The organism is Sphingomonas sp. A2-49, from assembly GCF_025548555.1.
GTDB lineage: Bacteria > Pseudomonadota > Alphaproteobacteria > Sphingomonadales > Sphingomonadaceae > Sphingomonas.
Genome location: NZ_JAJLPA010000013.1, coordinates 49490 through 64040 on the forward strand (window position 1 = coordinate 49490; position 14551 = coordinate 64040).

Sequence of the window (14551 nt, forward strand, 5' to 3'; positions counted from 1 at the left end):
AAGGGAACCGGTGGTTGGGCGACGTGCGCGGCGTCCACCCTTCGCACCGGCGGGTCAGGCCGCGAGGCGCGTCCGCCAGCGCTCGGCATGCGCGAACGCGGGCGCATCGTCGACGTCGAGCCAGTCGAGATCGCTGCAATCGACGATCCGCGCGCTGCCCTCCGCCGCGAGGATGCGGACGCCCTCGGTCAGCGACGGGCTGTCGAGCGTCGCCAGCGCGGTGAAGAAGCGCGGCGATACCGCGAACACGCCGGTGTCGTAGCAATCGTGCGGTTCCAGCCCCTTGCCGATCGCGACGATCGCATCGCCGCGCGTCGCGACGCAGGTGACGTCGAGCGGATCGACCCAGGCATGGCCGAGCCGCCGGTCGATGCCGAGCCGCAGCCCGGCGCCCGCCCCGGCGGTCGCCATCCGCCGGTAATGTTCGGGGTGGACGAGGTGATCGCACATCGCGAGCACCGCGCCGCCCTCGCCCACCAGCGCCGCCGCCGCCAGCGCGGACACGCCGTTGGGCTGAAGATGGTCGGTCATCACCGTCAGCACGTCGAGCGGCCACGCGCGGCTCGCCAGATGCGCCGTGATCGCGTCCGCGCCATAGCCGAGCGACACGATCGCACGGGTCAGCCCCGCCGCGGCCATGCCGTCGAGCGCATGGTCGATGAGCGCACGTCCCGCCACCCGGCAGAGCGGCTTGTACGGCGTCACCGAACGGAGCCGGCTGCCCTGTCCGGCGGCGAGCAGCAGGCCCGTGTCGATCATCAGGCGGCCTTGATGAAGTCCTCGACCGCGATCTGCGCGAGGTCGTCGGTCATCTGCGTACGCGGATGCTTGCAGAAATAGGCCGAGGCGGGATCGATCACGCCGGCGATGCCGCGGTCCTTGGCGATCGCGGCGCAGCGGATCATGTCGATCGCGACGCCGGCGCTGTTGGGCGAATCCTCGACCGACAGGCGCAGCTCGAGGTTCATCGGCACGCCGCCGAACAGCTGGCCTTCCATGCGCAGGAAGCAGACCTTGTTGTCGTTCTGCCAGGGCACATAGTCCGACGGACCGATGTGGACGTTGTCGTCGTCCATACGCTCGGCCGCGACCGACTGGACCGCCTCGGTCTTCGAGATCTTCTTCGATTCGAGGCGGCGGTGGTTCGACATGTTGAGGAAGTCGGTGTTGCCGCCGGTGTTGAGCTGGTAGGTGCGGTCCAGCTTGACGCCGCGCTTGGCGAACAGGTCGGTCAGCACGCGGTGAACGATCGTCGCGCCGAGCTGCGCCTTGATGTCGTCGCCGATGATCGCCACGCCGGCATCCTCGAACCGCTTCGCCCATTCGGGGTTCGACGCGATGAAGACGGGGATGTTGTTGACGAAGGCGACACCGGCTTCCAGCGCGCATTCGGCGTAGAATTCGGTCGCTTCCTGGCTGCCGACCGGCAGGTAGTTCATCAGCACGTCGGTGCCGCTCGCCTTCAGCTCGGCGACGATCTCCGCCTTCGACGCCTGCGTGTCGTTGGCGACGATGAAGGTGCGGTCGTCCTTATAGTCCGACATGTGCTCGGCGACGCCGTCCAGCACCGCGCCCATCTTCACGATCGTGCCGGTCGCGGGCAGGTTGGCGGCGAACACCGCGGTGCAATTGGGCTTGGCGAACACCGCCTCGGCGACGTCCTTGCCGACCTTGCGCGCGTCCACGTCCCAGGCGGCGACGACCTTGATGTCCGACGGCTTATAGCCGCCCAGTTCCCAGTGCATCAGGCCGACGAGATCGTTGGCGCCCTCGCGGTAATGCTCCAGCCCCTGGACGAGCGAGCTCGCGCAGTTGCCGATGCCGACGATGGCGATGTTGATGCTCTTCATGAATGACCCTGTTCGCTTGGATAAAGAATGGAATGCGGCGCGAGGCCGTGAACGAAGCGGCGCTCGACGCGCCGATGGGCATAGAGACCGACCGCGACGATCGCGGTGAGCGGCACGATCTCGAACCACCAGAAGATGCGTGGGTTGCCCGCGAGGCAGGCGATGCAGATCGCCCAGACGCGCACGTTGGCGGTCAGCAGCGATTGCAACCGCATCACCGGCACCGCGGCGGCGGCATAGGCGGCGGCGAAGCCGTCCCGGTCCTCCGCCGCGCCGAAGCGGCGCTCGAACGGCATCGAGATGCGATCGACGCTGCCCGCGACGCTGTCGTACAGGCGTACCAGGATCATGCCCGTCGGCGTGGGCACCGCCGTCAGCGCCACCCCGCGGGCACGGCGATGGAAGCGCGCGCGCTCGCCCTCGTACAGGCTCGATTGCACCGCGTGACAGGCGGCCGCGGCGATCGCCAGCACCCAGCCCTCGGTCGTGCCGACCGTCCAGGCCAGCGCGACGTAGATCAAGGCGAAGACACCGTGGTCGCACAATCCGTCGAGCGTCCGTCCGAGCGCGCTCGCCGTCCGGGTCGCGCGCGCGATCATGCCGTCGAGGCCGTCCGCGACCAGCCATGCGACGGAAAAGACCAGGCCGACCAGCGCCATCGCGGGGTGATGCCAGTCGGCATAGGCAAGCGCGGCGACGGTGCCGCAGCCGAGCCCGATCACCGACACCGCATTCGCCGATACGCCCGCCTTGAGCGCATAAGGCAGCAAGGCGTGCGACGCGGGGTGAATCAGGTAGAGATTGGATGGGTCCTCGATCCGGCGATCGCGTGAGCCATCCCGGGGCGGCGGTGTCATCAGGCGTTCATAATGCGCCCCTAATGACGCAAACGCAATATTCTATGGTGCCGTCCCCGGAACGTTTCGCCGCAACTCGTCCAGCCAGACGGTCGCATCGCCATCCGACGGCGCCCGCCAGTCGCCACGCGGGCTGAGCGCGCCGCCCCCCGAAACCTTGGGTCCGTTGGGGATCGCGGACCGCTTGAACTGGCTCGTCCGGAAGAACCGGACGAGGAAGCGTTCCAGCCAGTGGCGGATCGTCGCCAGATCATAGGCGACACGGCCCTCCACCGGATAATCCTCCGGCCAGCGCCCCGCGGCCGCGTCGCGCCACGCATGCCACGCCAGGAACGCGATCTTCGACGGCGCCAGCCCGTGTCGCACCACGTAATGCGCGAAGAAATCGTTCAACGCATAGGGACCGATCATCGATTCGGTGCTCTGCATCGCCCCCGTCGCGGCATCGGCCGGGACGAGCTCGGGCGAAATTTCCTGCGCCAGGATCGTGCCGAGCACCCGGTCGGTCGCCTCGTCATACTGGCCGGTGCGGATGCACCAGCGGATCAGGAACTGGATCAGCGTCTTGGGCACGCCGGCGTTGACGGCGTAATGGCTCATCTGGTCGCCGACGCCATAGGTGCACCAGCCAAGGGCCAGCTCGGACAGGTCGCCCGTTCCCAGCACGATGCCGCCGCGCTGGTTGGCGAGCCGGAACAGATAGTCGGTGCGCAACCCCGCCTGCACGTTCTCGAACGTCACATCGTAGACCGGCTCGCCGTGCGCGAACGGATGGCCGATGTCGGCGAGCATCTGGCGCGCGGCGGGGCGGATATCGATCTCTGCGGCGGTACAGCCGAGCGCGCGCATCAGCGCCCAGGCATTGCCCTTCGTGGCGTCGCCGGTGGCGAAACCGGGCATGGTGAAGCCGAGGATGTCGGCGCGCGGCCGGCCCAGCCGGTCCATCGCCTTCGCCGCGACGATCAGCGCATGTGTCGAATCGAGTCCCCCCGACACGCCGATGACCAGCGTCCGCGACCCGGTGGCGGCGAGGCGCCTGGCGAGCGCCACCACCTGGATGTTGAACGCCTCGTAGCAATCCTCGTCCCGGCGGGTGGGATCGTCGGGCACGAAGGGGAAGCGGCGGACGGCGCGCTCCAGCCCGATGTCGCGCGGGGTCGCCGCATGGGTGAAGCCGATCCGCCGGAAGCGCGTCTCGGGATGCCCCGCCGCCACCGCCGCATCGTTGAACGTGCCGTTGCGCAGCCGCTCCTGCACGATCCGTTCGAGATCGACGTCCGCCGCGACCAGCTCTGCCGCGGTCCCGAACCGCTCCGATTCGGCCAGCAGTTCGCCCAGTTCGTGGACCAGCCCCTGCCCGTCCCAGGCGAGATCGGTGGTGCTTTCCCCCGGCCCCGCCGCCGCATAGACATAGGCGCAGGCGGCACGCGCGGATTGCGCCGCCGCCAGCAGCATCCGCTCGCGTCCCTTGCCGATGACGATGTTCGACGCGCTGAGGTTGCAGCACACCGTCGCCCCGGCGAGCGCCCCCGCGGTCGATGGCGGCGTCGGCGCCCAATAATCCTCGCAGATCTCGGCGTGGACGACGAAGCCGGGCATGTCGTCCGCGGCGAAGATCAGGTCGGGACCGAACGGCACCTCCGCATCGCCCAGCCGGATCGTCAGGTCGCGCAGGCCGACGCCCGATGCGAACCAGCGCTTCTCGTAATATTCGCGATAATTGGGCAGGAAGCTCTTGGGCACGACTCCCAGGATCCGCCCCCGCGCGATCGCGACCGCGCAATTGTACAGCCGCCCGTTGCGGACCAGCGCCGCCCCGACCAGCAACAGCGGCGCGAGGTCCGCGGTCTGTGCCGCCACCGCCAGCACCGCCGCCACGCTGCCCCGCTGCTGCGCCGATTGCAGGTGCAGGTCGTCGATCGCATAGGAGGTCAGGTTCAGTTCGGGAAAGACGACCAGATCCACCCCGCGCGCATCCGCCCGCCGCGCCAGATCCACCGTCGCGGCGACGTTGGCGGCGATATCGCCGACACTGGCGAGCGGCGTCGCCGCGGCGACGCGCACCATCTGGTGGCGGTGGATCGAGGGGAAGGCGTCGGTCATGCCGACGGTGCTAGCCCGGTTGCGGGCGCGGTGCCACCCGCCCCCGCCTGCAACCGGGCGCGACTTGCGGTGTGGTCAATTCCGGACGAATGAACCCCGCCGTCCGCCAAGCCTACCTTCGATCGGGGAACACCATGACCATCACGCTCTATGGCATCCGCAACTGCGACGCGGTGAAGAAGGCGCGCGCGTGGCTGGATGCGGCGGGGATCGCGCATGCGTTCCACGACTACAAGATCGCCGGCGTCGACCGCGCGCGGCTGGAGGGATGGGTCGCGCGGCTGGGGTGGGAGGCGCTGCTCAACCGCGCCGGCACGACCTTTCGCAAGCTGCCCGAGGCGGACAAGGCCGGGATCGACGCCGCCAGGGCGGTGGCGCTGATGATCGCGCAGCCGTCGATGATCCGTCGCCCGGTGGTGGAGCATGGCGATACCCTGCTGGTCGGGTTCAGGCCGGCGGAATGGAGTGCAGCGCTTTCCTGACTCCCCCTCCCCCGGCCGGCGGGGCCATTGCGCATCCGCATCGATCGGCGCAGCATCCGCGCGGCCGCTCGCCGGCGAGCGCGCGGGGGCTCACGGGGCGCAACAGGGGATACCGCAATGACCGACCTACGCCAGCCCGTGCCGACCTGGTTCCGGATCGTCGCCGTCGTGCTGCTGATCTGGGGCGCGGTGGGGGTCTTCGCATGCGTCCAGCAGCTGCGGCTCGGCGCGGAGGCGATGGGGCCGGCCGACGCTTACTACCGGCGCCTCTATGCGTCGTTTCCGGGCTGGTACAATCCGGTCTACGCGGTCGCGACCGGCGCCGGGCTCTTCGCCGCGCTCGCGCTGCTGGCGCGCTCGGCGCTCGCCGGACCGCTGTACGTGCTGTCGCTGATCGCGGTGATCGTCCAGTTCGGCTGGCTGTTCGCCGCGACCGACCTGATCGCAGTGCGCGGCGCGGCGCAGGTCGTGCCCTTCCCAGTGTTCATCGCCGCGGTCGCCGCCTTCGGCGTCTGGCTGGCGCAGCGGGCGCGGCGGCGGGGCTGGATCGCATGACCGCGGACGATTAAGGGCATCGCCATGTCCACGACCTACACGATCGACACCGCGACCAGCCGCGCGACCCCGACGCCCGCGCCGCTCAAGCGGCTGACGGTGCCCGCGATCCGGCGGCGCAAGGGCGGCGAGCCGCTGGTGATGCTGACCGCCTATACCGTCCGCACCGCGCAGCTGCTCGATCCGCATTGCGACATGCTGCTCGTCGGCGACAGCCTGGGCCAGGTGATCTACGGCCTGCCCTCGACGGTGCCGGTCACGCTGGAAATGATGGCAGCGCACGGCGCCGCGGTGGTGCGCGGCAGCTATCATGCCGTGGTCGTGATCGACATGCCGTTCGGCAGCTACGAAGCCTCGCCGCAGCAGGCGTTCGAGAGCGCCGCCGTCCTGCTGAAGCAGACCGGCGCCGCCGCGGTGAAGCTGGAGGGGGGCGCCGCGATGGCGGCGACCGTGCGGTTCCTGTCCGAACGCGGCATCCCGGTGATGGGGCACGTCGGCCTGACGCCGCAGGCGGTCAACGTGCTTGGCGGTTACGGCGCGCGCGGGCGGAGCGAGGCGGAGGCGGCGAAGATCCTCGCCGATGCGACCGCGATCGCCGATGCCGGCGCCTTCGCGATCGTGATCGAGGGCGTGATGGAGCCGATCGCGATCGCGATCACCGAGGCGGTGGCCTGTCCGACGATCGGCATCGGCGCCTCGGCGCGCTGCGACGGCCAGGTGCTGGTGACCGAGGACATGCTGGGCCTGTTCGAACGCACGGCGCGCTTCGTGAAGCGTTACGACGACATGGCCGGCCGCATTTCCGCCGCAGCCGGCGCCTATGCCGACGAGGTCAGGGCGCGGCGCTTTCCGGGTCCCGAACAGATCTATCCGGCGAAGGATTGACCCGGCCCTTACCGTTCGTTTCGCCATCTTTCGTTTCGGGGCGGTCGCCGCTAAGGATGCGCGCCGTTCCCCTGCCTCTTCTCCGGAGCCCTCCTTGGCCCTTACGCCGCAAAACAACGAAGCGTTCCTGCGCGAAGTCGATGACGAGTTGCGCCGCGACCAGCTGCTCGGCTTCTGGGAACGCTACGGCCGCCTGACGATCGTCGCCATCGTCGTCGCGCTCGCCGCCTTCGCCGCCTTCCTCTACTGGCAGCATCGCCGGACCGAGGCGGCCGGTGTGCAGGGCGAACAGCTGCAGGCCGCGTTCGACGCGCTCGGCAACAACCAGCCGGACCAGGCGTCGAAGCTGCTTGCGCCGATCGCGACATCGGATCGCAAGGGCTATCGCGCGCTGGCGTCGATGACCGAGGCGGACGTGATGCTCGGCCGCAAGCAGGACAAGGCGGCCGCGGCGAAGTTCGCCGCCATCGCCGCCGACACCGGCATCGCGCAGCCGTTCCGCGACCTCGCGCTGATCCGCCAGACCGTCGCCGAATACGATACGCTGAAGCCGCAGGTCGTGATCGAGCGGCTGCGTCCGCTCGCGGTCGCGGGCAATCCCTATTTCGGCAGCGCCGGCGAGCTGGTGGCGATCGCCTATATCGACAGCGGCCGCAAGGATTTGGCCGGCCAGATGTTCGCGCAGATCGCGCGCGACGCGACCGTGCCCGAATCGCTCCGTCAACGCAGCGTTCAGATGGCCGGCGCGATGGGTGTCGACGACAGCGCCAGCGTGCGCGTGGTCACGCCCGCGCGCGCCCCCGCAGCACAATCCAAGGAAGCCCCCGCGCAATGACCCATCATCGGGCGAAGACCACGTTCCGGGCGACCGTCGGCATCGCCGCGCTGATCGCGCTGTCGGCGTGCGGCGTGTTCAAGGGCGGCCCCAAGAAGACGCCGACCGTCGGCGAGCGCGTGTCGATCCTGGCATCGGAAAATGCGATCGAGGCGGACAAGACGCTCGCCGACATCCAGGTGACGCTGCCCGCCGCCGCGGTCAACGACAGCTGGACGCAGCCGGGCGGCAATGCCGCCAAGTCGATGGGCCAGCTCGCGCTCGGCGAGAGCCCGGCGCGCGCGTGGCAGGCGACGATCGCCGGCGGATCCGCGCGCGAGCGGCTCGGCGCGGCGCCGGTCGTGGCGGGCAACAAGCTGTTCGTGACCGACGTCTCGGCCCAGCTCCACGCCTTCGCCGCCGACACCGGCGCGCGCCTGTGGAGCGCGACGGTCAGCACCGGTGACGAGAACCGCAGCGCGCGCTTCGGCGGCGGCGTCAGCTTCGAGGGCGATCGCGTGTTCGCCACCGACGGCGTCGGCGACGTCGTCGCGTTCAACGCCGCGGACGGCAAGGAAATCTGGCGCGCCAAGCCCGGCGGTCCGCTGCGCGGCGCGCCGACCGTCGCCAACGGCTCGGTCTACGTATTGAGCCAGGACAACCAGATCTTCGCGCTCGATCAGAGCGACGGCAAGGTGCAATGGGCACAGTCGGGCACGCTCGAAACGCAGGGCGTGTTCGGCGTCGCCGCACCGGCGGCCAGCCAGGGCACGATCGTCGCCGGCTTCTCGAGCGGCGAGCTCAACGCCTATCGCTACGAGAACGGCCGCGTGCTGTGGGGCGATGCGCTCTCGCGCACCTCGATCACCACGTCGGTGTCCAGCCTGTCCGACATCGACGCCGATCCGGTGATCGACAACGGCCGCGTCTTCGCCGTCGGCCAGGGCGGCCGCATGGTCAGCCTCGACCTCGCCACCGGCCAGCGGCTGTGGGAGCAGAATTTCGCCGGCATCTCCACCCCGTGGATCGCGGGCGAATGGCTGTTCGTCGTCACCGACGACGCGCGCCTCGTCTGCCTCGCCCGCTCGAACGGCAAGGCGCGCTGGATCGCGCAGTTGCAGCGCTTCAAGAACGCCAAGAAGAACAAGGGGCCGCAGGTCACCTGGTTCGGACCGGTGCTCGCGGGCAACCGGCTGGTGCTGACCAATTCGCTGGGTCAGGTCGTCTTCCTGTCCCCCAACGACGGCAGCGTCGCGACGACGATCGACGCGAAGGATTCCTTCGCGCTGCCGCCGATCGTGGCGAACAGCACGCTTTACACCTTGGGCCAGTCGGGCAAGCTCACCGCCTATCGGTGAGGTCTGTCGCGTGACGCGGTGACCGGTCCTGCTGGCGCATCCTGCGCGCGCGGATCGATCGAAGCGCCCGCGACGCCCAGCGGTTGCGACTGGGACGGAGCGGCTGCTACCCTTCCGCCATGGTAGACGCTGTCGTTCCGCTGGGGTTCTCGCAATCCTGTTGATGATCGTCGCGCAGGTACGCCGGTTGATCGCCCATGCGATCCTGAACCGGACGATCCGCAAGGCGCTGGTCGTCGATCCCTTGAGCGCACGCCTGCTGATCGAGAAGATCGAGCCGCGTCCGCGCTGGCCCGACGCGCTAGCGGGCTGGATCGCGGTGTTGGCAGGCGTCGCCATCGGGGTGGCAGGGGTGCTCTCGGCGGCTGCCGAGCGCGCCGAAGCCCTGCAACTGGCTGCGGTCAGCCTCGCCCTCGGCGTTGCGATCCTGTCCTATGCGTGGTGGGTCGAACGAGCGACTCCTCGGCACTGAGCGGATGGCGTGTCCGGCGGATGGCTACCGCCACCCCGCCCCGTCGGCTGGCCAGGATCGATAGCATTACGGCGCAGCCTGCCACGACCGCGACCGGCAGTCGTCGGAAGGTAGCGCCGCATCGATGCGCACATCCTGTTCGATCCCCCACGGCTTGACCCCCACCGCCCGATCCCCGAGACGGCACCGGTGACGCATCTGCCCCCGCCCCCCGTCGACCTGTTGCGCGATGCCGCGCTGTTCCTCGATTTCGACGGCACGCTCGTCGAACTGGAGGAGCACCCCGACGCGGTCGCGGTCGATGCGCGGCTGGCGACGCTCGTGCGGCGGCTCGCAGAAGCGCTCGAGGGGCGAGTCGCGATCGTGTCGGGCCGACCGGTGGCGTCGATCCGCGCGCTGTTCGCCGATCCGCCGTTCGCCATCTCGGGCAGCCATGGCCTGGAGGTCGCATGGCCGGACGGCCGGCACGAGCGCGCGGAACGCCCCGCCGCCCTCGACCGTATAGTCGAGCGCATGCATGGCTTCGCAACTGCAACACACGGCGTTCTGGTCGAGGAAAAGCCGCTCGGCGCCGCGCTGCACTATCGCGCCGCGCCCTATGCGGCGGATGCGGCGCAGGCGCTCGCCGCCGCGCTGGCGAACGATGCGGGACTGCACCTTCAGACCGGCAAGATGATGATCGAGGTGCGCGTGCCCGGCGCCGACAAGGGCACCGCGCTCGCCGCGCTGATGCGCGCGCCCGCGATGGCGGGCCGCACGCCCGTGTTCCTGGGTGACGACGACACCGACGAACCCGCGATGGTCGCCGCGCGCGACCTCGGCGGCGGCGGCATCCTGATCGGCGCACCGCGCGCGACCGCCGCCCGCTGGCGGCTGGACGGCGTCGCCGCCACCCTCTCCTGGCTTGAAGCCGCAACCGAAAGCCTCGCCGCATGACCCCTGCGCCTCAGCCCAGCGCATCCGCCGCCAGCGTCGACCTGTGGCCGATCGGCAATTGCCAGGTCAGCGCGCTGATCGACCGCGCCGGCCGCTTCGTCTGGGCGTGCGTGCCGCGCGTCGACGGCGATCCGCTGTTTTCCGCGCTCGTCGGCGGCGTCGAGCCCGACAGCGGCTATTGGTCGATCGGCATCGAACATTCGGTCAGCGTCGAACAACGCTATATCCGCAACACGCCGATCCTGGTCAGCACGCACACCGACGCCGCTGGCAACGCGCTGGAGGTCATCGATTTCTGCCCGCGCTTCGTCCGTTCGGGCCGCACCTATCGCCCCGTCGCCTTCGCCCGCATCGTCCGCCCGGTCAGCGGCAGCCCGCGCGTCGTCGTCCGGCTGCGCACGACCTGCGGCTGGGGCGGGACCTGCCGCGAACAGGTCGGCGGATCGAACCATCTGCGCATCCTGCTCGACACCATGCCGCTGCGCCTGACCACCACCGCGCCGATCGGGCTGGTGCAGGAGGAGCGCGCCTTCCGCCTCGAACGGCCGCTGCACTTCTTCCTGGGGCCCGACGAGAGCTTCAGCGGCGACCTCGCCGAAACGCTCGAGGCGATGCTGCTCCAGACCACGACCGAATGGCAGCAATGGACGCGCAGCCTCGCCATCCCGCTGGAATGGCAGGACGTCGTGATCCGCTCGGCGATCACGCTCAAGCTGTGCCAGCACGAGGAAACCGGTGCGATCGTCGCTGCGCTGACCACCTCGATCCCCGAACATGCCGGGTCGGAGCGCAACTGGGACTATCGCTATTGCTGGGTCCGCGATGCCTATTATACCGTGCAGGCGCTCAACCGGCTGGGGGCGCTCGACGTCCTCGAAGGCTATCTCGGCTACCTCCGCAACATCGTCGACGACGCCGCGGGCGGGCATATCCAGCCGCTGTACGGCGTCCTCGGCGAAGCGACGCTGACCGAGCGGTTCGAGCCCGCGCTCGCCGGCTATCGCGGCATGGGGCCGGTGCGCGTAGGCAACGCCGCCTACGAGCAGCATCAATACGATGCCTATGGCCAGATCGTGCTGTGCAGCGTCCACGCCTTTTTCGACCAGCGGCTGCTGCGGCCCAATACGGTCGAGGATTTCGACCGGCTGGAACAGGTCGGTGAGCGTGCCTGGACGCATTACGACAAGCCCGATGCCGGCCTGTGGGAGCTGCGCACGCGGCAGAGCGTCCACACCTATTCGGTGGCGATGTGCTGGGCGGCGTGCGACCGGCTCGCCAACGCCGCGCATGTCCTGGGCAAGGACGACCGTTGCGCGCTGTGGCAGGAGCGCGCCGACCATATCCGCGGCGTGATCGAGGACAAGGCGTGGCGGCCCGACACCAACCGCATGTCGGCGACCTTCTCGGGCGACGACCTCGACGCCAGCCTCATCCAGTTGCTCGACCTGCGGTTCTTCGAACCGGACGACCCCCGCTTCCTCGGCACGCTGGAGGCGGTCGAGCAGGGCCTGCGTCGCGGCAGCTTCATGCTGCGCTACGATACGGAGGACGATTTCGGCCTGCCCGAAACCGCGTTCAACGTCTGCACCTTCTGGCTGATCGAGGCGCTGCACGTCACCGGACGCCACGACGACGCGCGCGCGCTGTTCGACGAGATGCTGGCACGACGCACCGCAGCGGGGCTTCTCTCCGAGGATATCGACCCGACATCGGGCGAGCTGTGGGGCAATTACCCCCAGACCTATTCGCTGGTCGGCATGATAAACTGTGCCGCCATGCTGTCCAAACCCTGGAGTTCGATCCGCTGAGCCGTCTCATCATCATTTCCAACCGCGTCTCCGCCCCGACGGGTTCGAATTCCGGATCGCAGGGCGGCCTGGCCGTCGCGCTCGCCTCCGCCTTGCGCGAATACAAGGGGATGTGGTTCGGCTGGTCGGGCGAGCAGACCGACGAATATACCGGCCAGATCACATTTCAGCGCAACGAGGGCGTCACCACCGCCACCGTCGACCTGGAAGAGCAGGACATCGACGAATATTACAACGGCTATGCCAATCGCACGCTGTGGCCGCTGTTCCACTATCGCGTCGACCTCGCCGAATACGAACGCGAATTCGCCGGCGGCTACCAGCGCGTCAACGAACGCTTCGCCGATACCGTTCAGCCGCTGATCGAAGAGGACGACGCGGTCTGGATCCAGGATTACCACCTGTTTCCGCTCGGCGAGGAACTGCGCAAGCGCGGCTGCCGCAACCGGCTGGGCTTCTTCCTCCACATTCCCTGGCCACCGCGCCGCCTGCTCGCGATCCTGCCCGAGGCGCAGGCGCTGGTCCGCAGCCTGTTCGCCTATGACGTCATCGGTTTCCATACCGACGAATGGCTCCAGAGCTTCTGCGACTATGCGACGCACGAGCTGGGCGCGTACATGGAGGACGGCGACCTCGTCCTCGACGATCGCCGGGTGAAGGTCGTCGCCTGTCCGATCGGGATCGACGCCGACGAATTCGCCGGCCTCGCCACCAGCACCCGCGGACGCCTCGCCTTCCGCCGGATGCGCGATGCCGCGGTCGGGCGCGACATGATCGTGGGCGTCGACCGGCTCGATTATTCGAAGGGGCTGGAGGAGCGGTTCCTCGGCTACGAACGCTTCCTCGTCGAGCACCCCGAGGAGCGCAAGGAGGTGACGCTGCTCCAGATCGCGCCGCCCAGCCGCGGCGCCGTCGGCAGCTACCAGAAAATCCGCACCACGCTGGAAGGGCTCGCGGGGCGGATCAACGGCGGCTATGCCGACATCGACTGGGTGCCGATCCGCTACGTCAACCAGGGCTATCCGCGCGACGTGCTCGCCGGCATCTATCGCGCCGCGAAGATCGGCCTGGTCACGCCGTTGCGCGACGGCATGAACCTCGTCGCCAAGGAGTATGTCGCGGCGCAGAATCCAGAGGACCCCGGCGTCCTGATCCTGTCGCGCTTCGCCGGCGCGGCATGCCAGCTGACCGACGCGGTGCTCATCAATCCCTATTCCGCCGAGGAGATGTCGGACGCGATCATGCTGGCGCTGCGCATGCCGCGCGAGGAGCGGATCGCGCGCTGGCAGCGGATGATGGACATCATCACGCGCGAGGACATCGGCTGGTGGCGGCGCACGTTCACGACGGTGCTGATGGGGACGGAGCCGCCGGCGCCCGCATGAACCGGTCGCGCGGCAGGGCTTCGGGCATCTCGTCGCGGATGAACGCGTAGATCGCCTCGCGCACGTCGCAACGCAGGTCGAACGCGGTCGAGGCGTCCTTCGCCGTCATCAGCCCGCGCACCTCCATCGTCCCGTCGGGCTTCGAATCGGTCACCTGGAGGTTGAAGAACCGCTGGTCCCACCGCGGGTTGGCGCGCACCACCGTTTCCAGCTTCGCCCGGATGCGTGGCACGTCCGCGGCGGGATCCAGGTACCAGAACACCGATCCCAGCAGCGCGCTCGTTTCGCGCGTCCAGTTCTGGAAGCTGTTTTCGAGGAATTTCGATACCGGCACGACCAGCCGCCGGTCGTCCCAGATCCGCACCACGACATAGGTCAGCCGGATATCCTCGATCCGTCCCCATTCGTTCTCGATGATGACGACGTCATCGATGCGGATCGGTTCGGTAAAGGCCATCTGGATGCCGGCGATGACGTTCTTGAGCGCCGGCTGTGCCGCCGCGCCGATCGCGAGCCCGGCGACGCCGGCCGATGCCGCCAGCGTCACGCCGATCGTCCGCACCGATGGAATGCTCATCAGCATCATCATCACGGTCAGCATCACGAGCACGAACACGCCGATGCGGTGCAGGATGCTGATCCGGGTGCGCCGTCGCCGCGCGCGCAGGTTGTCGGCCGCGGTGATGTCGAACCGCACCTCGCTGATGTCGCGATAGACGGTCAGCGCGGCGAGCAGCATCCAGCCGAACACCGCGGGCGTCAGCAGCCCCAGCACGCGCTGCCAGATCGTCTCCCAATAGCGTGGCAGGTCGAGCCCCGGACCCGATGCGGCGAGCGCGATGACGATCGTCAGCCAGAAGGTCGGCTTGCCGAGCCGCGCCAGCAGGATGTCGTCGGTCCGCGTCGTCGTCCGTGCCGCGACCCGGCGCAGGACGGCGAACAGGATGCGGTGGAGCAGCGCCAGCACGACGACGAAGGCCACGACGCCAAGCAGCCGCCCGGCCCATGCGGGGATATGGATATCGAGTAGCGGAATATGCATCGAC

The 14551-nt window shown here is 69.0% G+C and carries 14 protein-coding genes; 9 read left to right on the forward strand and 5 right to left on the reverse strand.

Going from position 1 to position 14551, the window contains the following annotated elements; genetic code table 11:
- Positions 1 to 54: 54 nt before the first annotated feature.
- Genes LPN01_RS11645 through LPN01_RS11660 form a run of 4 tightly spaced genes read right to left on the reverse strand, consistent with a single transcriptional unit; the run spans position 55 to position 4810 of the window.
- Entirely contained in the window at positions 55 to 759 is a 705-nt protein-coding gene (locus LPN01_RS11645) for an NTP transferase domain-containing protein (RefSeq protein WP_262828586.1), read from the reverse strand.
- A complete protein-coding gene (locus tag LPN01_RS11650) occupies positions 759 to 1850 on the reverse strand; it encodes an inositol-3-phosphate synthase (RefSeq protein ID WP_262828587.1) in 1092 nt (363 codons plus the stop codon). The genes LPN01_RS11645 and LPN01_RS11650 overlap by 1 nt, the downstream gene beginning before the upstream one ends.
- The gene (locus tag LPN01_RS11655) at positions 1847 to 2707 is read right to left on the reverse strand and encodes a CDP-alcohol phosphatidyltransferase family protein (protein ID WP_262828588.1); all 861 of its coding nucleotides are present in this window, start codon (positions 2705 to 2707) and stop codon (positions 1847 to 1849) included. The genes LPN01_RS11650 and LPN01_RS11655 overlap by 4 nt, the downstream gene beginning before the upstream one ends.
- Positions 2708 to 2749: 42 nt before the next feature.
- A complete protein-coding gene (locus LPN01_RS11660; RefSeq protein ID WP_262828589.1) occupies positions 2750 to 4810 on the reverse strand; it encodes an NAD(+) synthase in 2061 nt (686 codons plus the stop codon).
- Between the two features lie 134 nt (positions 4811 to 4944).
- Here LPN01_RS11660 and LPN01_RS11665 point away from each other — a divergent pair, with 134 nt between their 5' ends.
- From LPN01_RS11665 to LPN01_RS11705, 9 genes are all read left to right on the forward strand, one after another.
- A complete protein-coding gene (locus LPN01_RS11665; RefSeq protein WP_262828590.1) occupies positions 4945 to 5292 on the forward strand; it encodes an ArsC family reductase in 348 nt (115 codons plus the stop codon).
- 117 nt (positions 5293 to 5409) lie between these two features.
- A complete protein-coding gene (locus LPN01_RS11670) occupies positions 5410 to 5847 on the forward strand; it encodes a hypothetical protein (RefSeq protein WP_262828591.1) in 438 nt (145 codons plus the stop codon).
- Between the two features lie 24 nt (positions 5848 to 5871).
- Positions 5872 to 6732: a 3-methyl-2-oxobutanoate hydroxymethyltransferase gene (panB, locus tag LPN01_RS11675; protein WP_262828592.1), complete on the forward strand. Its 861-nt coding sequence runs from the start codon at positions 5872 to 5874 to the stop codon at positions 6730 to 6732.
- 94 nt (positions 6733 to 6826) lie between these two features.
- Positions 6827 to 7567 (forward strand): tetratricopeptide repeat protein, encoded by a 741-nt coding sequence (locus LPN01_RS11680; RefSeq protein WP_262828593.1) that lies wholly within the window; start codon positions 6827 to 6829, stop codon positions 7565 to 7567.
- Positions 7564 to 8904 (forward strand): PQQ-binding-like beta-propeller repeat protein, encoded by a 1341-nt coding sequence (locus LPN01_RS11685; protein WP_262828594.1) that lies wholly within the window; start codon positions 7564 to 7566, stop codon positions 8902 to 8904. The genes LPN01_RS11680 and LPN01_RS11685 overlap by 4 nt, the downstream gene beginning before the upstream one ends.
- Positions 8905 to 9067: 163 nt before the next feature.
- Entirely contained in the window at positions 9068 to 9376 is a 309-nt protein-coding gene (locus LPN01_RS11690; RefSeq protein WP_262828595.1) for a hypothetical protein, read from the forward strand.
- Between the two features lie 189 nt (positions 9377 to 9565).
- Positions 9566 to 10312: a trehalose-phosphatase gene (otsB, locus tag LPN01_RS11695; RefSeq protein ID WP_262828596.1), complete on the forward strand. Its 747-nt coding sequence runs from the start codon at positions 9566 to 9568 to the stop codon at positions 10310 to 10312.
- On the forward strand, positions 10309 to 12120 hold the full coding sequence (locus LPN01_RS11700; RefSeq protein ID WP_262828597.1) for a glycoside hydrolase family 15 protein: 1812 nt from the start codon (positions 10309 to 10311) through the stop codon (positions 12118 to 12120). The genes otsB and LPN01_RS11700 overlap by 4 nt, the downstream gene beginning before the upstream one ends.
- Positions 12102 to 13505 (forward strand): trehalose-6-phosphate synthase, encoded by a 1404-nt coding sequence (locus LPN01_RS11705; RefSeq protein WP_262828621.1) that lies wholly within the window; start codon positions 12102 to 12104, stop codon positions 13503 to 13505. Before LPN01_RS11700 ends, LPN01_RS11705 begins: the two co-directional genes overlap by 19 nt.
- Here the strand turns inward: LPN01_RS11705 and LPN01_RS11710 are convergent.
- Positions 13462 to 14547, reverse strand: coding sequence for a mechanosensitive ion channel family protein (locus LPN01_RS11710; protein WP_262828598.1), 1086 nt, complete (start codon positions 14545 to 14547; stop codon positions 13462 to 13464). The genes LPN01_RS11705 and LPN01_RS11710 overlap by 44 nt on opposite strands.
- Positions 14548 to 14551 lie beyond the last annotated feature (4 nt).

Bases quoted from the DNA above. Each gene is read 5' to 3' on its own strand.
- panB (WP_262828592.1), top strand. From the start codon at position 5,872: ATGTCCACGACCTACACGATCGACACCGCGACCAGCCGCGCGACCCCG.
- LPN01_RS11710 (WP_262828598.1), bottom strand. From the start codon at position 14,547: ATGCATATTCCGCTACTCGATATCCATATCCCCGCATGGGCCGGGCGG.
- LPN01_RS11655 (WP_262828588.1), bottom strand. From the start codon at position 2,707: ATGACACCGCCGCCCCGGGATGGCTCACGCGATCGCCGGATCGAGGAC.
- LPN01_RS11685 (WP_262828594.1), top strand. From the start codon at position 7,564: ATGACCCATCATCGGGCGAAGACCACGTTCCGGGCGACCGTCGGCATC.
- LPN01_RS11665 (WP_262828590.1), top strand. From the start codon at position 4,945: ATGACCATCACGCTCTATGGCATCCGCAACTGCGACGCGGTGAAGAAG.
- LPN01_RS11700 (WP_262828597.1), top strand. From the start codon at position 10,309: ATGACCCCTGCGCCTCAGCCCAGCGCATCCGCCGCCAGCGTCGACCTG.
- LPN01_RS11690 (WP_262828595.1), top strand. From the start codon at position 9,068: ATGATCGTCGCGCAGGTACGCCGGTTGATCGCCCATGCGATCCTGAAC.
- LPN01_RS11670 (WP_262828591.1), top strand. From the start codon at position 5,410: ATGACCGACCTACGCCAGCCCGTGCCGACCTGGTTCCGGATCGTCGCC.
- LPN01_RS11645 (WP_262828586.1), bottom strand. From the start codon at position 759: ATGATCGACACGGGCCTGCTGCTCGCCGCCGGACAGGGCAGCCGGCTC.
- LPN01_RS11650 (WP_262828587.1), bottom strand. From the start codon at position 1,850: ATGAAGAGCATCAACATCGCCATCGTCGGCATCGGCAACTGCGCGAGC.
- LPN01_RS11660 (WP_262828589.1), bottom strand. From the start codon at position 4,810: ATGACCGACGCCTTCCCCTCGATCCACCGCCACCAGATGGTGCGCGTC.